The organism is Winogradskyella costae (assembly GCF_013403865.1).
Taxonomy (GTDB): domain Bacteria; phylum Bacteroidota; class Bacteroidia; order Flavobacteriales; family Flavobacteriaceae; genus Winogradskyella; species Winogradskyella costae.
Genome location: NZ_JABFDK010000001.1, coordinates 597,573 through 620,249 on the forward strand (window position 1 = coordinate 597,573; position 22,677 = coordinate 620,249).

General features: G+C 34.9%; 16 protein-coding genes. 14 read left to right on the forward strand and 2 right to left on the reverse strand.

Annotated features, from left to right (window positions below; translation table 11 throughout):
* Window positions 1-62: 62 nt before the first annotated feature.
* From ilvN to argH, 13 genes are all read left to right on the forward strand, one after another.
* Complete coding sequence (ilvN, locus tag HM986_RS02590; protein WP_179333518.1) at window positions 63-593, forward strand: acetolactate synthase small subunit; 531 nt, start codon at window positions 63-65, stop codon at window positions 591-593.
* 119 nt (window positions 594-712) lie between these two features.
* Window positions 713-2,212, forward strand: coding sequence for a ketol-acid reductoisomerase (gene ilvC, locus HM986_RS02595; RefSeq protein WP_179333519.1), 1,500 nt, complete (start codon window positions 713-715; stop codon window positions 2,210-2,212).
* A 101-nt stretch (window positions 2,213-2,313) separates the two neighbouring features.
* Window positions 2,314-3,582, forward strand: a complete 1,269-nt coding sequence (ilvA, locus tag HM986_RS02600) for a threonine ammonia-lyase IlvA (RefSeq protein ID WP_179333520.1) — start codon at window positions 2,314-2,316, stop codon at window positions 3,580-3,582.
* Window positions 3,583-3,662: 80 nt separating this feature from the next.
* Window positions 3,663-5,255 (forward strand): NADP-dependent glyceraldehyde-3-phosphate dehydrogenase, encoded by a 1,593-nt coding sequence (locus HM986_RS02605; protein WP_179333521.1) that lies wholly within the window; start codon window positions 3,663-3,665, stop codon window positions 5,253-5,255.
* Window positions 5,256-5,688: 433 nt separating this feature from the next.
* Entirely contained in the window at window positions 5,689-6,339 is a 651-nt protein-coding gene (locus HM986_RS02610) for a GNAT family N-acetyltransferase (protein WP_179333522.1), read from the forward strand.
* A 42-nt stretch (window positions 6,340-6,381) separates the two neighbouring features.
* The gene (locus HM986_RS02615; RefSeq protein ID WP_179333523.1) at window positions 6,382-7,563 is read left to right on the forward strand and encodes an argininosuccinate synthase; all 1,182 of its coding nucleotides are present in this window, start codon (window positions 6,382-6,384) and stop codon (window positions 7,561-7,563) included.
* A gap of 83 nt (window positions 7,564-7,646) precedes the next feature.
* Window positions 7,647-8,630: an N-acetyl-gamma-glutamyl-phosphate reductase gene (gene argC, locus HM986_RS02620; RefSeq protein ID WP_179333524.1), complete on the forward strand. Its 984-nt coding sequence runs from the start codon at window positions 7,647-7,649 to the stop codon at window positions 8,628-8,630.
* Between the two features lie 147 nt (window positions 8,631-8,777).
* A complete protein-coding gene (gene proC / locus HM986_RS02625) occupies window positions 8,778-9,578 on the forward strand; it encodes a pyrroline-5-carboxylate reductase (RefSeq protein ID WP_179333525.1) in 801 nt (266 codons plus the stop codon).
* A 52-nt stretch (window positions 9,579-9,630) separates the two neighbouring features.
* Window positions 9,631-10,758 (forward strand): aspartate aminotransferase family protein, encoded by a 1,128-nt coding sequence (locus tag HM986_RS02630; RefSeq protein ID WP_179333526.1) that lies wholly within the window; start codon window positions 9,631-9,633, stop codon window positions 10,756-10,758.
* Window positions 10,759-10,792: 34 nt separating this feature from the next.
* Window positions 10,793-11,728: a Rossmann-fold NAD(P)-binding domain-containing protein gene (locus HM986_RS02635; RefSeq protein ID WP_179333527.1), complete on the forward strand. Its 936-nt coding sequence runs from the start codon at window positions 10,793-10,795 to the stop codon at window positions 11,726-11,728.
* An 89-nt stretch (window positions 11,729-11,817) separates the two neighbouring features.
* Window positions 11,818-12,594: an acetylglutamate kinase gene (argB, locus tag HM986_RS02640; protein WP_179333528.1), complete on the forward strand. Its 777-nt coding sequence runs from the start codon at window positions 11,818-11,820 to the stop codon at window positions 12,592-12,594.
* Window positions 12,591-13,652, forward strand: coding sequence for a M20 family metallo-hydrolase (locus HM986_RS02645; RefSeq protein ID WP_179333529.1), 1,062 nt, complete (start codon window positions 12,591-12,593; stop codon window positions 13,650-13,652). The genes argB and HM986_RS02645 overlap by 4 nt, the downstream gene beginning before the upstream one ends.
* 96 nt (window positions 13,653-13,748) lie before the next feature.
* Window positions 13,749-15,035, forward strand: a complete 1,287-nt coding sequence (gene argH, locus HM986_RS02650; RefSeq protein WP_179333530.1) for an argininosuccinate lyase — start codon at window positions 13,749-13,751, stop codon at window positions 15,033-15,035.
* A 180-nt stretch (window positions 15,036-15,215) separates the two neighbouring features.
* Here the strand turns inward: argH and HM986_RS02655 are convergent, their stop codons facing one another.
* Together HM986_RS02655 and gltB are read right to left on the reverse strand one after the other, a co-directional pair.
* Window positions 15,216-16,679, reverse strand: a complete 1,464-nt coding sequence (locus HM986_RS02655) for a glutamate synthase subunit beta (protein WP_179333531.1) — start codon at window positions 16,677-16,679, stop codon at window positions 15,216-15,218.
* Window positions 16,680-16,683: 4 nt separating this feature from the next.
* Window positions 16,684-21,198: a glutamate synthase large subunit gene (gene gltB / locus HM986_RS02660; protein ID WP_179333532.1), complete on the reverse strand. Its 4,515-nt coding sequence runs from the start codon at window positions 21,196-21,198 to the stop codon at window positions 16,684-16,686.
* Between the two features lie 441 nt (window positions 21,199-21,639).
* On the opposite strand from gltB, the gene HM986_RS02665 reads away from it, so the two are divergent.
* On the forward strand, window positions 21,640-22,659 hold the full coding sequence (locus HM986_RS02665; protein WP_179333533.1) for an outer membrane beta-barrel protein: 1,020 nt from the start codon (window positions 21,640-21,642) through the stop codon (window positions 22,657-22,659).
* Window positions 22,660-22,677 lie beyond the last annotated feature (18 nt).

The window sequence follows — 22,677 nt, forward strand, 5'->3', positions numbered from 1 at the left end:
AAGTAAGATAGAACGAAATAAGATTCTGTTTACGATTTTCTTTTATCTATAATCTCAAAGAAATGAGTACAGAAAACAAACAATATACCGTTTCAATTTATACGGAAAACAACATTGGGTTGCTGAATAGAATTTCCGCAATATTCCAAAGAAGACACATGAATATTGAAAGTTTAAATACGTCACCATCAGAAATTGAGGGTGTTTCAAGATTTACCATTGTCGTCAATATTACCGAATCTCAAATGAAAAAGATTCAGGGTCAGATTGAAAAACAAGTTGAAGTTATAAAAGCATTTTATCACACAGAAGAGGAAATCATTTATCAAGAATCTTGCATCTTTAAAATGAGATCTAACCTCTTGTTTGATGAGCGCCAAATTCAAAATATTATAAAAGAAAGTAATGCTAGGATTGTCACTGTAAATCGTGATTTCTTCGTTATAGAAAAGTCGGGTAAAAAGGAAGAAATAGATTTACTACATAGAGAATTAACTGTTTTTGGAATTATGCAATTTACACGCTCAGGGCGCATTGCTGTCACTAAAGACGAAATGAAAATATCAACAATGCTTAAAGCGTTGCAACACTAAATAAATAAAATAAAGCGATTAGAAAATAGTGTTGAGAGACAAGAAAATTACGGAAAGTATATAGCGTCTATTTTCTCTTTCTCAATTCAGTTTTCTTCAAACAAAAACAACTAGAAACAATGTCAAATTATTTCAACACATTACCATTAAGAGAACAATTAGATCAATTAGGAAAATGTCGTTTCATGGACGCTTCAGAATTTGAAGATGGCGTAAACGTATTAAAAGGAAAGAAAATAGTTATTGTTGGTTGTGGTGCTCAAGGCCTAAACCAAGGATTAAATATGAGAGATTCTGGATTAGACATTTCATACACGCTACGTCAGCAAGCTATTGATGAAAAACGTGATTCTTACAAAAACGCAACCTCTAACGGATTTACTGTTGGTACGTATGAAGAATTAATACCAACGGCAGATTTAGTGTTAAACTTAACACCAGACAAGCAACATACCAATGTTGTAAAAGCGATAATGCCTTTAATGAAAAAAGGAGCAACATTAAGCTATTCACATGGTTTTAATATTGTTGAAGAAGGCACAAAAATCCGTGAGGATTTAACCGTAATTATGGTGGCACCAAAATGTCCAGGAACTGAAGTAAGAGAAGAATACAAAAGAGGTTTTGGAGTTCCGACATTAACTGCAGTACACCCTGAAAATGATCCTGAAGGAAAAGGTTGGGCTCAGGCTAAAGCTTATGCTGCTGCAACTGGTGGTCATCGTGCAGGTGTATTGGAATCGTCTTTTATTGCAGAAGTGAAAAGTGATTTAATGGGTGAACAAACTATTCTTTGTGGTTTATTACAAACCGGTGCCATTTTATCTTTCGATAAGATGGTTGAAGAAGGTATTGAACCTGGTTACGCTGCTAAATTGATTCAGTTTGGTTGGGAAACGATTACCGAAGCATTAAAGCATGGAGGAATCACTAACATGATGGATCGTTTATCAAATCCTGCAAAACTGAAAGCTTTCGAATTATCCGAAGAGTTAAAAGGTATTATGCGTCCGCTTTTCGAAAAGCATATGGACGATATTATTTCGGGTCACTTCTCTCAAACTATGATGGAAGATTGGGCAAATGACGATATCAACCTATTAACCTGGCGCGCTGAAACAGAAGAAACTGCCTTTGAAAAAACAGAATTAACTTCAGATCACATCACAGAACAAGAGTATTTTGACCACGGTGTTTTGTTAATTGCATTTGTAAAGTCTGGCGTTGAACTCGCTTTCGAAACTATGGTAAGCGCAGGTATTATCGAAGATTCTGCTTATTACGAATCTTTACATGAATTACCGCTGATCGCCAACACAATCGCAAGAAAGAAATTATTTGAAATGAACCGTGTTATTTCTGATACAGCTGAATATGGTTGTTATTTATTTGATCATGCTTGTAAACCATTATTAACTGATTTTATGAAAACAGTGGATACGTCGATCATTGGAAAGCCATTTTCAAAAACAACAGGAGTTGACAATATAGAATTAATCGCTGTTAATGATGCGATTAGAAACCATCCTATCGAGGCTGTGGGTCATCGTTTACGTGCGGCAATGACTGCTATGAAAGTGATTAAAACTGATGATGTAAAAACATCTGTATTAGCGTAACAAAAATTATCCTGTCAGGTTTTATGATGGCTGAGCGCAGCCAAAGTCAAAACCTGATAGGTCTAATAAATAAGAGATTCCCTTTTTCAAGGGAAGTGAGCATGGAAGAAACAAAAACTACATACAGACCAACATTAAAAGCTATTGAAGCTGCAGCAGAAAAATTAATTGGGATTGCGTCAGTAACACCTTTAATTAAAAATGCGAGATATTCTAAAGACTTTGATGCTAACATTTATTTTAAAAGAGAAGATCTACAAGTTGTCCGTTCTTACAAAATTCGTGGTGCATATAATAAAATAGCCTCTTTGAGTCCTTCTCAAATTGAAAACGAAATTGTGTGCGCCAGTGCAGGAAATCATGCCCAAGGTGTTGCAATTTCATGTAAGCTTTTAAAAATAAAAGGCACTATTTTTATGCCCTCTCCTACTCCAAATCAAAAGATTGAACAGGTAAAAATGTTTGGGGAAGACTATGTTGAAGTTGTTCTAGTTGGTGACACTTTTGATGATGCTTACCATGCAGCAATGCAACAATGCAAAGAATTCAATAAAACGTTTGTTCACCCTTTTAATGACGAGAAAGTTATCGAAGGTCAGGCGACCGTTGGCTTAGAAATTATAGACCAAGCTAAAGTACACCCTATTCATTACGTTTTTGTACCCGTTGGTGGTGGTGGATTGGCGGCAGGATTATCTTCAGTCTTTAAAATCTTATCTCCTCAAACAAAAATTATTAGTGTAGAGCCAAAAGGCGCACCAGCGATGTTAACGTCTATTAGAGAAAATAAAAACACAGAATTAAAGACCATTGATAGTTTTGTAGATGGAGCTGCAGTAAAACGTGTTGGAGATTTAAGTTTTGCTATTTGTAAAGAGACATTACATCGTGTCGTAACGGTAGACGAAGGTAAAATTTGTCAGACCATCTTAGACTTATATAACAAAGATGCTATCGTTGTTGAACCTGCAGGAGCTTTAAGTCTTTGTGCATTAGACCAATTTTCTGAAGAAATTAAAGGTAAAAACGTAGTTTGTGTTATTAGTGGTAGCAATAATGATATCACTCGAATGGCAGAAATTAAAGAACGTGCCCTTCTCTATGCCAATCTTAAGCATTACTTTATTATTAAGTTTCCGCAACGTGCGGGTGCTTTGCGTGATTTTGTAGTTGATATTTTAGGACCAACAGATGATATTACCCATTTTGAATACACAAAAAAAGTCAACAGAGAAAATGATGTGGCCGTCGTTGGTTTACAGTTAAAATCCCCTGATGATTTAGAGCCATTAATTACTAAAATGAAACTCCATAATTTCTATGGAGATTACCTAAATGACAAGCCTGATTTATTTCAGTTTTTAGTATAGGTTAACATATACTTAACCCTCTTAAAGGATACAATTAAGTATCTTTATTACTTACAATTAATAGTTCAAAACAAGTTATTATGACTTCAACATTTGTGAATATCCCAGAACAGTTTCAAATTAAAAATTTAGTCGACCAGAACACCTATTTAGTAGACGGCGCTCTGATTCCTTGGCGAGGAGAAACTTCTAAAGTATATTCCACAATTTCCTCCACTGAAGACTATAAACCTACACTACTTGGAACGATTCCCACTTTAGGAAAAAAAGAAGCCATTAAAGCATTAGATGCTGCTGTTTCCGCATACGATAAAGGACAAGGTTTATGGCCAACTATGAAAGTTGTGGATAGAATTGCCTGCATGGAAAGATTCGTAGTTCAAATGAAAACTAAGCGTGAAGAAATTGTAAAACTTCTCATGTGGGAAATTGGTAAAACTCTGCCTGACTCTGAAAAAGAATTTGATAGAACCGTTGAATACATTTATGATACTATCGAAGATTATACACAAATGGATCGTGACAGCGCTAAATTTGTCAAAAGCTCTGGTGTTAATGCACATATTAGAAGAGGACCTTTAGGTGTTGTACTTTGTTTAGGCCCTTATAACTATCCCTTAAATGAAACCTTTGCGCTTTTAATTCCTGCCTTGATTATGGGGAATACAGCCATTTTTAAACCTGCAAAACATGGTGTACTTTTAATTTCACCATTGTTGGAAGCCTTTAGAGATAGTTTCCCGAAAGGAGTTGTAAATATCATTTATGGCCGGGGAAGAACAGTTGCTGCTCCAATTATGCAATCTGGTAAAGTTGATGTTTTAGCTTTAATCGGAAATAGCAAATCCGCAAATGCGTTACAAAACCAACATCCTAAAAGTAATAGACTACGTTTAGTGTTGGGTCTTGAGGCTAAAAACCCAGCAATTGTATTACCAGATGCCGACTTAGATTTAGCAATAGACGAATGTATCGCGGGAACAACCTCTTTTAATGGTCAACGTTGTACAGCATTGAAAGTATTATATGTGCACGAAAATATCATTGAAGAATTCAACAAACGCTTTTCAGCTAAAGTTGATGCATTAAAATTCGGAAATCCATGGGAAAATGGAGCAAAATTAACACCATTACCAGAACCAGATAAGCCATCGTATATTCAAGATTTAATTGACGACGCTACGGAAAAAGGTGCAAAAGTAATTAACGAAAAAGGAGGCGAAACAACTGAAAACTATATTTTCCCTGCCGTTTTATATCCGGTAACAAAAGACATGCGTGTTTTTCAAGAAGAACAATTTGGACCTGTAATTCCTGTAGTGCCTTTTTCAGATATAGAAGAACCTTTAGATGATATGGCAGAATCTAATTATGGACAACAAGTAAGCTTATTTGGCAAAGACGTTAAAACACTAGCACCACTAATTGACACCTTAGTGAATTTAGTTTGTAGGGTAAACCTTAATAGTTCTTGTCAACGTGGACCTGACGTTTATCCGTTTACAGGTCGAAAAGATTCTGCGGTTGCTACATTAAGTGTTCATGATGCATTACGTTCATTTTCAATTAGAACATTTGTAGCCTCTAAAGACAATGATTATAACAATGCTATTTTAAAAGATTTATTAGACTCTAGAGCTTCCAATTTTGTAAGTACAGATTATATTCTCTAGCAGATAGTGTCGTAAAGTGGTTCATATTGAATTATTTAAAGTTTTATTACTAAGAATTAAGAATTTCATAAAAAAATCAAAAAAAGCACAAACTTTAAGATATTTATTAAATAATAATTCTAAATTTACACTATGTTAAGTCAAAGAAATAGAATTGAAAGACCCACACGCTTGTTTTTAAACAGGCGACGTCGCTAATGGAACTACTTAAAACCATTCAGTTAATCAATTTTAATTTTTTCACATTGAACAATTCAACACTTTTATTTCGCTTTTCAATTTTTTTAGTAAATACAGATACTAACATAGATGCTGTACGCCATATTTTGAATCGTCGCCCGAAAGGGTACAATCTTCATTAGGAACTTAGGTGTGTCCAGTTCTTCATTTCAAAAAAAATCAAAAATTTTATAATCTATAAAAAACAATCACAATGAAAATTGTTATTGCTGATAAATCACATAGCATTTACGCAGAACTCATTTGCGAAACCATCGCAGAAGCTGCTAAAGTTAGAGGCACAGGTATCGCAAAACGCCAACCCGAATACATCATTACAAAGATGGAAAATGGTAATGCCGTTATTGCATTAGAAGGCGATCAGTTCGCTGGCTTTTGTTATATCGAAGCTTGGAGTCATGGTAAATTTGTAGCAAATTCCGGATTAATTGTACATCCAGACTTTAGAAATTTAGGGCTAGCCAAACAAATTAAGAAAGTGATTTTTAATCATTCCAGAACCAAATTTCCAGAGTCCAAGGTTTTTAGTATCACAACGGGTTTAGCGGTTATGAAAATGAATAGTGAGTTAGGCTATAAACCAGTTACATTTTCAGAATTAACAGACGATCAATCCTTTTGGAAAGGGTGCCAAACATGCAAAAACTTTGATGTTTTAACAAGAACAGAGCAAAAAATGTGCTTATGCACAGGGATGCTTTACGATCCGGCTAAAGCTGAAATACCAAAACCACAAGAACACATTAAAGAACGTGCTTATGATAAAAAAGTGTGGACACGATTAAAACTTATAAAACAGAATATGTTTTTAAAAAAAGACAATAAAGATGAAGCGAGCAATTAAATGCGAACACATTTTACAATTGAAAAACAATAAAAGCGAAAAATGAATAAAAAATTAGTTATAGCATATAGTGGAGGATTAGACACATCTTACTGCGCTGTGAGTTTAAGTAAAGCCGGTTACGATGTACATGCGGTGAGCGTAAACACAGGTGGCTTCACAACCGACGAAATTAAAACGATTGAAAGTAATGCCTATAAAATGGGCGTTTCGACATATAAAAATATTGATGCCATTGCATCATATTACGATAAAGTAATTAAGTATTTAATTTTCGGAAATGTATTGAAGAACAATACATATCCTTTATCTGTAAGTGCAGAGCGAATTATTCAAGCCATTGAAATTGTTCAATATGCGAAAAGTATTGATGCCAAATATATTGCTCACGGAAGTACTGGCGCAGGAAATGACCAAGTGCGATTTGATATGATTTTTCAAACCTTAGCACCAGAAATCGAAATCATTACTCCTATTAGAGATGGGAAATTAACCAGACAACAAGAAATTGATTACCTCGTTGAAAATGGTATCGATATGTCATGGAACAAAGCCAAATACTCAGTTAATAAAGGCCTTTGGGGAACGAGTGTTGGCGGAGAAGAAACATTAACGTCTGAAAATCCTTTACCAGATTCTGCTTACCCTTCACAATTAAAACATTCAGATCCTGAAAAAGTGGTTTTAGCCTTTTCTAAAGGTGAATTGGTTGCTATAAATGGAGAAGAAAACAGTCCGGAAGTTAATATTGAAGTTTTAAACAACTTAGCTTCAGCTTATGCTATTGGCAGAGATATTCATGTAGGAGATACGATTGTTGGTATTAAAGGCCGTGTTGGTTTTGAAGCTGCCGCAGCTTTAATTATCATCAAAGCACATCACCTCTTAGAAAAACATACCTTAACGAAATGGCAACTACAACACAAAGATTATTTATCTAGTTTCTACGGTATGCATTTACACGAAGGCCAATATTTGGATCCTGTAATGCGAGATATGGAAGCCTTTTTACAGAGTAGTCAAGATAAAGTTTCAGGAGAAGTTATCGTAACACTTAAGCCTTATCATTTCTCATTAGATGGTATTAAATCTGAACACGATTTAATGAATGCGAAGTTCGGAAGTTATGGTGAAGAAAATAAAGGTTGGACTGCAGACGAAGCCAAAGGGTTTATAAAAATATTTGGCAATCAGAATAAGATTTATCAGCAAGTCAATAACTAAATAAGACCTCGCAGGTTTTTAAAACCTAGCAGGTCTGAACAAAGTGTAATCAAATAAAGATAACCGTTTTCACGGTCACTGAGATGAAAAAACTAAAAGTAGGAATAATAGGAGGAGCTGGTTACACAGCTGGCGAATTAATAAGATTATTGATTCATCACTCTAAAGTAGAAATCGACTTTATTTATAGTACATCTAATGCTGGAAACAAAGTAAGTAAGGTACATCAAGATTTATTAGGTTCAACAGATTTAGTCTTCTCAGATGCTACAAATCCGGAAGTTGATGTATTGTTCTTGTGTTTAGGCCACGGCAACTCGAAAGCTTTTTTGGAACAAAACAGTTTTTCTGAAACGACAAAGATTATCGATTTAAGTAATGATTTTAGATTAACGGGTGATTCAAATTTTGATGGAAAACCGTTCATTTATGGACTTCCCGAACTGAATAAAACAGCAATTCAAAAAGCGAATTACATTGCTAATCCAGGTTGTTTTGCTACTGCTATTCAAATGGCATTATTGCCTTTAGCAAAAGCAAATTTATTAAAAAATGACGTTCATATTAATGCTGTAACAGGCGCAACTGGCGCAGGAACCTCATTATCAGCTACAACACATTTTACCTGGAGAGATAATAATTTTTCACATTACAAAGCCTTTACACATCAGCATTTAGGCGAAATCAATCAAACGGTAAATGGGTTACAATCGGATTTTAGTTCAGAAATCATTTTTATGCCAAATCGTGGTGATTTTTCAAGAGGAATTTTCGCTACACTTTACACCAAATTTGAAGGTAGTTTAGAAGACGCAAAAACATTGTATTCAGGTTTTTATGAAGATGCTGCTTTTACATTTGTTTCTGACGAAGAGATTCATTTAAAACAAGTGGTTAATACTAACAAATGCATCCTTCATTTACATAAACATGAAAACAAATTATTAGTTACAAGCATCATTGATAATTTATTAAAAGGCGCATCAGGACAAGCGATTCAAAATATGAATTTAATGTATGGTTTTGAAGAAACTGAAGGTTTACGATTAAAAGCTAATTATTTTTAACAAACATAGACCTTGCAGGTTTATAAAACCTAGCAGGTCTAAACCAAAATATAGATTCTTCCCTTCGCAGGAATGACAAAAAATAAGATGAACCGAGCATTTTTAATGCGAACACATTTTACCATTAAAAAACAATAGAAAAGCAAAATGAAAATAGCAATCATAGGCACAGGCAATTTAGGCAAGTCCATAGCAAAAGGACTCATCACTAATAATGCTATCACAACATTATACTTAACTAAACGAAACTTAGATGGTATTCAAGATTTAGACGGCTATAAGAATGTAGTACTAACAACCGACAATATTGAAGCGGTTAAGCAATCTGACATTTTAATATTCGCTGTTCAACCTGCCCATTTTGAAAAAATTTTAAATGATGTAAAACCTCATTTAACAGAAAAACATGTTTTAATTTCTACTATAACAGGATTTTCAATTTCACGCATTGAGGATCAAGTTGGAAGCGATCAATTTATAATTAGAGCCATGCCAAACACAGCCATTGCTGTTGGTAAATCTATGACGTGTATGTGTAGTAATGAATTAGGAAAAAAACGTATTCCTATTGCCGAAGCTATTTTTAACCGATTGGGTCATACATTGGCGATTCCAGAAACGCAGATGCAAGCAGCCACCGTAGTTTGTGCGAGCGGTATTGCGTTTTGGATGCGACTAATTAGAGCGACGACGCAAGCAGCAATTCAGTTAGGTTTTGACGCAAAAGAAGCGCAAGAGTTAGCCATGTACACTAGTGAAGGAGCTGCTAACTTGCTGATAGAAAACGGCAATCATCCAGAAGAAGAAATCGACCGTGTTACCACACCAAAAGGTTGTACCATTGAAGGGTTAAATGAAATGGAACACAAAGGATTGAGCTCATCTTTAATTCAAGGTATGGTCGCTTCGTTTAATAAAATTAGCAATATTAAGAAAGAGCAAATCTGATATGATTTTCCTACAAGGTTTTTAAAACCTTTCAGGATAAAAAATAAAAAATATGAGTTTATTTAATGTATATCCACTATTTGACATCACACCTGTAAGTGCAAAAGATGTTTACGTTTACGACGACAAAAATGTTGAGTATCTAGATTTATACGGAGGACACGCGGTGATTTCTATTGGACATTCACACCCAAAATATGTATCAGCTATTTCTAATCAAGTTGAAAAACTAGGTTTTTATAGTAATGCGATTCAAAATCCATTACAAGTTGAATTAGCAGATAAATTAGAAGCGCTTTCTGACTGTAAAGATTACCAATTATTTTTGTGTAATTCTGGAGCAGAAGCGAATGAAAACGCTCTAAAACTAGCGTCATTCCACAATGGAAAACAGAAAGTTTTAGCGTTTAAAAATTCATTTCACGGTAGAACATCTGCTGCAGTAGCTGCCACCGACAACCCAAAAATTGTAGCTCCAATTAATGCACAACAACACGTTGACTTTGTAGAATTAGGCGATTTAGATGCTGCTGAACAAATTTTGAAACAGAACGAAACTTGCGCTATAATTGTCGAATTTATACAAGGAGTTGGCGGTTTAGATCAAAGCACTACAGAATTCTATCAAGGTCTCGAAACACTTTGCAAGCACTACAACACAGCCTTAATCGCTGACGAAGTACAATCTGGATTCGGTAGAACTGGCGACTTTTTCGCTTTTCAAAAACACAACATTACACCAGATATTATCTCAATTGCCAAAGGGATGGGAAATGGGTTTCCAGTTGGAGGGATTTTAATACACCCTTCAATTAAAGCCTCTTTTGGTTTATTAGGAACCACATTTGGAGGTAATCACTTAGCATGCGCTGCAACATTATCTGTTTTAGACGTTTTAGAAGAAGAAAACTTAATGGAAAATGCTCATAACATTGCAGATTATTTTCAAGAAAAAGCCAAAGGATTACCCAACTTAAAATCGATTAAAGGTCGTGGTTTAATGATTGGATTGGAATTTGATTTTCCAATTTCCGAATTGAGAAAAAAATTAATTTTCGATCATCATATTTTCACAGGAAGCGCAAAGAATCCAAATTTGATACGTATTCTTCCTCCATTAACGATTCAGAAAAAACACATTGATGTCTTTTTTGAAGCGTTAGAAAAAGAATTAGTTTAATAAAAAGAGATTCCCACTTTCGCGGTAAATGAATATGAAAAATTACACCAAAATAAAAGACATTTCAAACCTATCTGAAACCATAAAGGAAGCTATTTTACTAAAAATGAATCCTTTTGAATTTCAAGATTTAGGAAAACATAAAACCTTAGTCATGCTGTTTTTTAATTCGAGCTTAAGAACACGATTAAGCACAGAAAAAGCAGCAAAAAACCTAGGCATGGATGTCATGATTTTAAACGTGAATGACGCCTGGAATATTGAGTTTGAAGATGGCTCAATTATGAATGGGAACTCATCGGAACACATTAAAGAAGCCGCACAAGTGATTTCGCAATACGCAGATATCATTGCTGTAAGAGCATTTCCAACATTACAAGATAAAGCTAAAGATGAATCAGAATACATTCTCAATAACTTTAAAAAATACGCAACTGTTCCAATCGTGAATATGGAAAGTGCCACAGCACATCCATTGCAAGCTTTAGCAGATGCAATAACTATTTCTGAACTAACTGAAAACGCTAGACCAAAAGTGGTTATTTCTTGGGCACCGCACCCAAAAGCATTGCCACAAGCCGTCCCAAATTCGTTTGTAGAAATGATGCAACATTTAGAGGTTGATTTAACCATCACACATCCTAAAGGTTATGAATTAAGTGAAGACATCACTAAAGACACACCAATAAATTACAATCAAGAAGACGCTTTAAAAGATGCTGATTTTGTTTATGTAAAAAACTGGAGTAGTTACAATGACTACGGAAAAATATTGAGTCAGGATAACAATTGGATGATGACCAAGTCAAAATTAGGTCATGCAAAATTTATGCATTGCTTACCTGTAAGACGAAATGTAATTGTTGAAGATGCGGTTTTAGATAGTGATCAGTCTGTGGTGATTAAACAAGCGAACAATAGAACTTATGCTGCCCAAGTTGTTTTGAAACAAATTTTAGAGGATTTATAATCCGGCTATCTGACCTAGCAGGTTTTAAAGCCTTCCAGGTCTTAAAAAAAAGTAGAAATCAAAAAGATACTCGCTTTCGCGAGCATAAGATGAAAACATTAAAAGTCATAAAAATAGGAGGAAACATCATCGATAATGAAGAAGCATTAGCTGCATTCATTAAAGAATTCTCAACTATAGAAGGACCAAAAATTTTGGTTCATGGAGGGGGAAAATTGGCAACTAAATTAGCTAGCCAAATGAATATCCCTGTACAAATGAACGAAGGTAGACGTGTCACAGATGCAGCAACCTTAGACATCATCACTATGGTTTATGCTGGAAAAATTAATAAAACTATTGTGGCTCAATTACAAGCTAATAATTGTAATGCTATCGGATTTTCTGGCGCTGATGGCAACACCATAATTTCTGAAAAACGCCCATTAAAAACTATTGATTACGGTTTTGTTGGAGATGTTATAAAAGTAAACACAGAAACTTTACAAATCTTATTAAACAACCATATTACACCTGTTTTTTGTGCCATTACTCATGATACAAACGGACAATTACTGAATACGAATGCCGATACTGTAGCTTCAGAATTAGCCATTGGTTTATCTTCAATTTGTAACACCGAATTATATTACTGTTTCGAAAAAAACGGTGTATTAGAAGATGTTGACAATGAGCATTCAGTCATAGAAAATATCAGCACAGAAAGTTACAAAACACTAAAAGCTAATAATATCATATTCGAAGGCATGTTACCTAAATTAGATAATTGCTTTCATGCTATAAATAAAAATGTTCAAAAAGTTTGTATCGGAAAATCAGACATGCTTTTCAATACAAATAGTAAACACACAACCATAACCCAATGATTGAAAAACTAACCCAAGAAGCCATTGCTTTATTAAAGCAACTTATAGAAACAGAATCATTTTCATCAGAAGAAGACGACACGGCGTTACTTATAGAAGATTGGTTTAAATCACATAAAATTCCTTTTAAGAGAGATCATCACAACATTTGGTCGACGAACAAATATTTTGACGAGAGCAAACCAACCTTATTACTAAATTCCCATCACGATACGGTAAAACCTAATAATGGTTATACCAAAGACCCGCTTAAAGCTATTGTTGAAGATGGTAAATTATACGGCTTAGGAAGTAATGATGCTGGTGGATGTTTAGTCTCTTTAATTGCGACATTCACTTATTTCTATGACAAGAAAAACCTTAACTATAACTTAGTAATTGTCGCTTCAGCTGAAGAAGAGAGCAGTGGTCCAAACGGATTGAATAGCATGCTCAGTATCATTCCAAAAATTGATGTTGCTATTGTTGGAGAACCCACATTAATGAATTTAGCTATTGCAGAAAAAGGTTTAGTTGTTTTTGATGCTAAGGTAAAAGGTACAGCTGGTCATGCCGCTCACCCAAATAAGGATAATTCGATTTACAATACTATTGAGGTTTTAAAATGGTTTAAAGATTATCAGTTTGCACGAAACTCACCTGTTTTAGGTGATGTAAAAATGACCGTAACTCAAATCAATGCAGGCCGACAGCACAATGCCATTCCTGCTGAAGTTGATTTAGTCATTGATGTCCGCGTGAATGACAAATACACCAATCAACAAATTGAAGAGATTTTAATTAGAAAGTCACCATGCACAAGTATTAAAGCCCGTAGTTTGCGATTGAATTCCTCTTCAATTCCTATTAATCACGAATTAGTTGAAGCAGGTATAGAACTCGGAAGAGAAACTTACGGTTCACCAACATTATCAGACCAATCCGTATTAACTTGCCCTTCACTGAAATTAGGCCCAGGAGATAGCACGAGGTCGCATACAGCCGATGAATTTATTTATTTAACTGAAATTGAAGAAGGTGTTGATTTGTATATTAAATTATTAGAGAAAGTATTGTAAAAAGAAAATAGACCTAGCAGGTTTTTTCAACCTAGCAGGTCTAAAATTAAAAATAGATTCCTGCCTGCGCAGGAATGACAAAAACAAGGAATGCGTATGAAACTTTGGGACAAAGGATTTTCAATAAATAAAAAGATAGAATTATTTACCGTTGGTAACGATAGAGAAATTGATATGCATATTGCTAAATATGATGTGGAAGCATCACGAGCACATGCTGTGATGTTAGAGTCTATAGGGATTATTACTTCGGAAGAATTGATTCAACTAAAATCAGGATTAAAAATCTTAGCTGACTCTATAGACGCTGGAACGTTTAGTATTGAAGAATCATTTGAAGATGTACATTCTAAAATTGAACACGAGCTTACCAAAACTTTAGGCGAGGTCGGTAAAAAAATTCACACAGCACGCTCTAGAAATGATCAAGTTTTAGTGGCCCTTCAACTCTACTATAAAGAGAACCTTGAAATTATAAATTCTAAAACAAAAACCTTTTTCGATACACTTTTAGATTTAGCAGAAACACACAAGACTCAACTTCTACCTGGTTATACCCACTTACAAGTTGCTATGCCTTCCTCATTTGGTTTATGGTTTTCTGCTTATGCGGAATTGTTAATTGATGATGTATACGTGTTGAATGCCGTCTCAAAAATTACAGACCAAAATGTGTTAGGTTCAGCTGCTGGTTACGGAAGTTCATTTCCAATTGACAGAAATATTACAACTAAAGAATTAGGCTTTTCAACCTTAAAATATAATGTAGTTGCGGCACAATTAAGCAGAGGAAAAAGTGAGCGCGCTATCGCAAGTGCTTTAGGTGGCTTATGTAACACTATGGCACGTTTTGCTATGGATATTTGCTTGTATATGAGTCAAAATTTTGGGTTTATTACGTTTCCAGATGAGCTAACCACAGGAAGTAGTATAATGCCACACAAAAAGAATCCTGATGTGTTTGAATTAATACGAGGTAAGTGTAATAAAATTCAAGCTTTACATTCTGAAATGTTATTAATCACTAATAATTTACCAAGTGGTTACCACAGAGATTTCCAATTGTTGAAAGAAAACATCATCAATGCTTTTGAAGACGTAAAGGACATTTTAGACATCTTTAATTATTCCATTCAACAAATCATCGTGAAGGATATTGACCTCACTGACGAAAAATATCAATACCTATTTACAGTAGATAGCATTAATAATTTGGTCGTAGAAGGCATGAGTTTTAGAGAAGCGTATCAAAAAATTGGAGGAGAAGTACAAGCAAAAACTTACAAACCAGATTTAGGTAAAGAGCACTCTCATATTGGAAGTATTCATAATTTATGCCTAGATGATATTCGGGCTAAGTTTCCTATAAAAGACCAATCTTAATAATACCAAATCCTGCAAGGTTTCAAAACCCTTGTAGGCCTAAAAACGAAAACAATAACTACAAGATCTACAAAACCTTGCAGCATAAAAAACAAAAAAGCATCTGTAAAACAGATGCTTTTTATTTCTACTCTAATAAAAGACTACCCTAGAATTTATAGCAGCAGAAGTATTGTTAAATTATAGCCCCACTAAATCACCATCTTCACTTTTTGTTGCTAAATCAGACTTACCCATTAAGTAAATATCAACCTGACGAGCAGCTTCTCTACCTTCAGAAATTGCCCAAACAATTAAAGATTGTCCTCGTCGCATATCTCCTGCGGTGAATATATTTGGAATATTAGTTTGGTATTTACCATATGCTGCTTTATAATTAGAACGCACGTCTCTTTTTAAACCTAATTGATCTGCAATTGTAGATTCGGGCCCCGTGAAACCTAGAGCTAATAATGCTAAATCACATTTCCAGGTTTTTTCTGAACCTGCAACTTCAACTAATTTAGGACGCTCTCCTGGCACCATTTCCCACTCAACATTTACCGTTTTTAGGGCGGTTAATTTCCCCTTAGCATTCGTTACAAATTCTTTGGTATTAATTAACCAATTACGCTCAACACCTTCTTTATGAGATGTAGATGTTTTTAATTGCAGTGGCCAGTATGGCCATGGTGTTGCAGGCGAGCGATGTCCTGGCGGCTTTGGCATAATTTCAAAATTAACAACCGATTTTGCACCTTGACGATTCGATGTTCCAATACAATCTGAACCTGTATCTCCACCGCCAATAACAATTACATTTTTACCAGTCGCTAATATTTGATCTTTTACCTTTTGTCCAAAAACAACTTTAGTTTGTTGGGTTAAAAAGTCCATGGCTTGCACAACTCCATCTGCATCAATTCCTGGTGTTGGCAAACTTCTTCGTTCTGTTGCGCCTCCGCAAAGTACAATGGCATCAAACTTTTTTAATTCTATAATATCATAATTAACACCAACGTTAACGTTAGTTTTAAAGACAATACCTTCGGCTTCTAAAATCGCTAAACGACGATCAATAATACCTTTTTCCATTTTAAAATTAGGAATTCCGTAACGTAGTAATCCACCTATAGCATCATCACGCTCGAAAACAGTAACGCTATGGCCTGCTCTGTTTAATTGTTGAGCAGCCGCTAAACCTGCAGGACCAGAACCTACAATCGCAATTGTTTTCCCAGTTCTTATTTTTGGTGGTTCTGGTTTAATCCAACCTTCTTTAAAAGCGCGTTCAACAATGTTTTTCTCGATATTTTCTATTGAAACTGGATCTTCTATAATACCTAAGACACAAGCTTGCTCACAAGGAGCAGGACACAAGCGCCCTGTAAACTCCGGAAAGTTATTTGTAGAATGCAGAATCCAGGAAGCTTTCTGCCATTCTCCTTGGTGTACCATATGATTAAAATCTGGAATTAGATTTCCTAATGGACAACCACTATGGCAAAATGGGATTCCACAATCCATACAACGCGAACCTTGCTCTGTCATATCCTTATCCTTCAAAGTCACTGTAAATTCATTATAATGCTTTACACGATCCTTTACCGGCTTGTAGGATTCATCTTTTCTTTCGAATTCTTTAAAACCTGTTACTTTTCCCATTGTCCTATACTGTTTCTAATTCTTCAAACATTTGTTCTTCTGTCTCTAAACGTTTTAAAGCACGTTTGTATTCTGTTGGCATCACGCGAACAAAATTGCTTAAGCTTGTTTCCCAATCACCCAATAATGATTTTCCTAATTCGCTATCTGTATATTTTACATGCTTTTCAATTAAAGTTTTTAAATCGTTGGCATCTTTCTTCAGAATTTTTTCAAATTCTATCGTTTCGATATTACACAATCCGTTAATAAATTTACACTCGGGATCATATACGTATGCAATTCCCCCACTCATACCTGCAGCAAAGTTTCGTCCTGTTTTACCAAGAACAACGACTTTTCCTCCTGTCATATATTCGCAACAATGGTCTCCTACCCCTTCTACAACTGCTGTTGCACCTGAGTTTCTAACCGCAAAACGTTCTCCTGCAATTCCATTAATATAAGCCTGCCCTTCAACCGCTCCAAAGAGACAAACATTTCCGATGATAATATTATCTTCTGCTTTAAAATCTGCTCGCGTTGGTTTCTTAACAATAAGTTTTGCTCCAGACAATCCTTTTCCTAAATAATCATTTGTATTACCTTCTAGTTTAAACGTTAATCCGTGTGCTCCAAAAGCTCCGAAACTTTGTCCGGCTGAACCTTCAAAATTGATATTCAACGTATCTTCTGGTAAGCCTAAATGACCATATATTTTTGAAATTTCATTACTCACAATAGCTCCGACCGTACGATTTGTGTTCTTGATAGGATATGCCAAAGTCATTTGCTCTTTTCTATATAAAGCGCGATGCGAATCTTTTAAGATTTTAAAATCGAGAACATTATCTAAATTATGCTCTTGTTTTTGTAAATTCTTAACTGGCATTTGACTGTATTCTGCTGGTCGATGTAATATCGAAGACAAGTCTAAACCTTTAGCCTTATAATGACTTATAGCTTTATTGGCATTAATTTTATGTGTCTGCCCTACCATTTCTGACATAGACCTAAACCCTAGTTCTGCCATAATCCCTCTCAGTTCTTCCGCTATATAATAGAAGAAATTAATAACATGCTCTGGTGTGCCTTTAAAGTTTTTACGCAATTCTTTGTCTTGCGTTGCAATACCAACTGGACACGTATTTAAATGACATTTACGCATCATAATACAACCCGAAGCTACAAGAGGTGCTGTTGCAAAACCAAACTCTTCTGCGCCTAATAATGCTGCAATAGCGACATCTCTTCCTGTTTTTAATTGGCCATCACATTCAACAACTATTCTACTTCTTAAGTTGTTTAGCACTAGCGTTTGTTGCGCCTCAGCTAAACCAAGTTCCCAAGGTAAACCTGCATGTTTTAATGAGGTTAAAGGAGATGCTCCTGTTCCTCCATCATAACCTGCAATAAGAACCACATCGGCTTTTGCCTTAGCGACACCTGCGGCAATAGTTCCAACACCAACTTCTGAAACTAACTTTACATTAATTCTAGCTTCACGATTGGCATTTTTTAAATCGTATATTAATTGTGCTAAATCTTCAATCGAATAAATATCGTGATGTGGCGGTGGCGAAATTAAACCCACAAATGGTGTAGAATTTCTCGCTGCTGCAATCCATGGTAATACTTTTTCACCTGGCAACTGACCACCTTCTCCAGGTTTTGCACCTTGAGCCATTTTTATTTGAATCTCTTTAGCATTAGTTAAATAATGCGACGTCACTCCAAAACGACCAGAAGCCACTTGCTTTATTGCTGAGTTTCTACTATCCCCATTGACATCTGGCTGAAAACGTCTTCTATCTTCTCCTCCTTCTCCAGAATTAGATTTCCCACCAATTCTATTCATGGCAATCGCTAAATTTTCATGTGCTTCTCTCGAAATTGAACCATAAGACATTGCACCTGTTTTGAAACGTTTTACGATTTCGGTCCAAGGCTCTACCTCTTCGATCGGTATGGGATCTATATTATTAAATTCGAATAACCCACGAATGGTCATTAAATTTTCAGATTGTTCATTTATAGTTTTAGCATAAACATCATAACTAGCCTGATCACTTAACCTAACAGCTTGTTGCAATTTCGCTACCGTTGTTGGGTTAAATAAATGCTTTTCTCCATTACGTCTCCATCTGTAATCTCCACCAATATTTAAACCCAAACGTTTGTCGAGTACATTACTCGGATAAGCATGCTGATAACGTTTATCTATTTCTTTTTCAATTTCATATAAACCAATACCTTCAATTCTTGATGTGGTATAAGGGAAATATTTTTCTACAAATTGAGAATTGAATCCAACGATTTCAAATATTTGAGACCCTCTATAAGATCGTAAGGTTGAAATTCCGATTTTATTCATCACTTTTAGAATTCCTTTTCCAATAGCTTTATTGAAATTATCAACCGCTTTTTGTTCATCCATATCCGTAATGAAGCCTTCTTTAACTTGCATTCTGATAATTTCATTTACCATATATGGATTAACTGCACTTGCTCCGTAACCAAATAAAGTTGCGAAATGATGTGGCTCACGAGGCTCTGCAGATTCTATAATAATATCGAAATACGAACGCTTACGCAAACGATTCATTTGATGACTCACGTAAGAACACGCTAGTAAAGGCGGAATTGGAGCCATATCCTTACTTACACCTCTATCTGATAAAATGATAATATTTGTTTTTCGGACTAAGGCTTTTTCAATTTGAACAATGATATTATCTAAAGCATCTTCAAGCCCATTTAAACCTTTGTCTTTTTGATATAACATTTCAATGGTTTCGGCTTTAAAACCTTCAACATCAATATGCCGTATTTTATCTAAATCATCATTTGAAATTACAGGATTCTGAATTTTCAATTTTCTACATTGTCTTTCAGTAATACTAAAGATATTTCTATCCTTACCTAATGCCAAACTAATATCTGTTACAATTTCTTCTCTAATGCCGTCTAAAGGAGGATTGGTAACCTGTGCAAATAATTGTTTAAAATAATTTGAAATTAATTGCGGTTTATTTGACAATACAGCTAAGGGTGTATCTGTTCCCATTGAGCCTAAAGCTTCTTTGGATTTTTGAGCCATTGGCGTGATGACTTCCTGAATATCCTCGTATGTATAATTAAATAGACGTTGTCTTGTTTTTATATCTAAAGATTCTATTGGACACGTTTCTCCTGTGTATGGAATATCTTTAAGATGTAATCTTGTTTTATCTAACCATTCTTGATATGGTCTTTCTTTTACAATTTTACTTTTTATTTCTTCATCATTGATAATTCGACCTTGATTCATATCTACCAAGAACATCTTTCCTGGCTCTAATCGCCCATGACTTTCGACATCTTCTGGTGCAATATCAACCACTCCAATTTCTGAAGACATGATCAATTTTCCGCTTTTAGTAACTGTATATCTTGACGGCCTCAATCCGTTTCTATCTAATAAAGCTCCAATATAATTTCCATCTGTAAACGGCACAGAAGCTGGTCCATCCCAAGGCTCCATAATACAAGAATTATAATCGTAGAATGCCTTACGTTCTTGAGACATTGTCTTATGTTTCTCCCATGCCTCTGGAATCATCATCATCATCACTTCTGGCAATGAGCGCCCTGTATGCGTCAACAATTCAACGACCATATCCATTGAAGCCGAATCAGACTTTCCTGGTAATATTATTGGAAATAATTTTTCTATCTGCGGACCAAATACATCACTTTTCATGATTTCCTCACGAACACGCATTCTACTGACATTACCCCGAAGTGTATTAATTTCTCCATTCTGACACATAAATCGGAATGGTTGTGCTAACTCCCAAGTTGGCATCGTGTTTGTAGAAAAACGCTGATGAACTAACGCTAAGCGCGTTACCAAATCATCTTCTTGTAAATCTTTGTAATAAGGCCCTATATCTTCGGGCATAATGATACCCTTATAGATAAGTGTATTCATTGATAAACTAGACACATAGAAATAAGAACTTTGTGACATCTTAGATTTTCTGACCGTGTGTTCTGTTATTTTCCTAGCAGCGTAAAGTTTAGCTTTAAAATCGGGCTCAGAAACCTCATTAGACTTCCCTACAAAAAGTTGTTCTATATTTGGTTCTGATGCTAATGCTATCTCACCCAGCTGCGTTGAATCTACAGGAACTTCTCTCCACCCTATAACAGTTAGCCCTTGAGCAATGATTTCTTTTTCGAAAGTATCTTTGCAAAATTTATACTGATTTCTGTTTTTTGGTAAGAATACCATCCCAACCGCATATTTTCCTTTTACAGGCACTTTAAAACCACAAACGCGCTTAAAATAAGCATGTGGAATATCGATTAATAAACCTGCACCATCTCCTGTTTTTCCATCTGAACTCACACCACCTCGATGCTCTAATTTTACTAGGATTTCTAAGGCATCATGTATAATTTGATTTGTTTTCTCTCCTTTTAGATTACAGATAAAACCTGCACCACAATTTTCGTGTTCAAACTCTGGCGAATACAGCCCTTGCTTCTTAAACATATTTTAAAAAAATTTAAAGGTTTTTTACACCTTATTACTCCTCTAATATATATTCAAAAAATTGATTTAGAAAATAGTTGAAACACTTTTCCCATATCGATAGATAAGTGCATTCATAATGAAAATATTGCAATAATAACAAGATATAATGACGAATAAACAATTATAAATATGTAACAAAATTCACACTTTATTGCGAAAACATCTAAAACCAAGATATAGAACTAACTATAATCTAAATTTTAGATGTTTTTTATCAATTTATGAAAATTCCAATTATTGATATAATAAAAAAATCACTCAATTTAATTTTAACCCTAAATTTTATAGGGTATAAAATTGAATATTCATAAAAATCACATTTAAAACCCAATTTTTAATAGGGTGTAAACAAAGATTATATAGATTTGACTCGAACTAACTATTACTAAATATATTATTATGAAAAAAATTTTTACATTAAGCTTACTATTAATGTCAGTAGTATTAACAGCGCAAGACTCTACAGAAGTTGCTAAGGAACAGAAATTTACATTATCAGGAAGTGTAGACGCTTACTACCAAACCTTAATAAATGCTTCTGATGATTCAGGACAAGCCTTCGGAACTGCTTTTGCAAATCAAACCGGTTTCGCTTTCGGAATGGGTAACATCATTGCGAGCTACGAAAGTGGTAAAGTAGGCGCTGTACTAGATTTAGTAACAGGACCAAGAGGTGGTGCGGCTACATTCAACACCGACATTGTTGATGGTATTGTAAACCAAGCTTATGTTTATTGGAATGTTTCTGAAACAACAACTTTAACTATGGGACGTTTTAATACGTTTTTAGGATATGAAGTTATTGCACCAGCAGCAAATTTTAACTACAGCACATCATATTTGTTCTCTAGCGGACCTTTCTCTCATATGGGTTTAAAAGCTGATTTTGCTTTATCTGATGATTTTAGCTTAATGTTAGCAGTTATGAATCCTTGGGATACTAACGACACTTCTACTACAGGTGAATATTCATTCGGAGCTCAATTAGGATACTCTGGTCAATATTTAAATTTATACTATGACAGTGGTAACAATGGCGGATTAGGATTTGAAGTAGACTACACAGGTGGATTCGATATTGACGATACCTTATTCTTAGGAATCAACGCTGCGTATAATGATAATGACGGGAGTGGTTTTTACGGTGCTGCACTTTACCCACAGTACTCGCTATCTGATGATTTCGCTCTTGGAATAAGAGGAGAATATTTCTCATTACATGATGATGATTTTGATGATTTACCAAGCGTAATTGGACTAACTGTAACAGGTAGCTATACTGTAGACAGCAACTTAATTATCAAGCCAGAAGTAAGGTTAGACTCTTGGAGCAATAACGATGATGCTTTCTTTGATGCTGACGGAGAAGACATGAGTAGCTTACAAGCTTTTACTTTAGCTGCAATCTACACATTCTAAACCACAACACTAACTAAC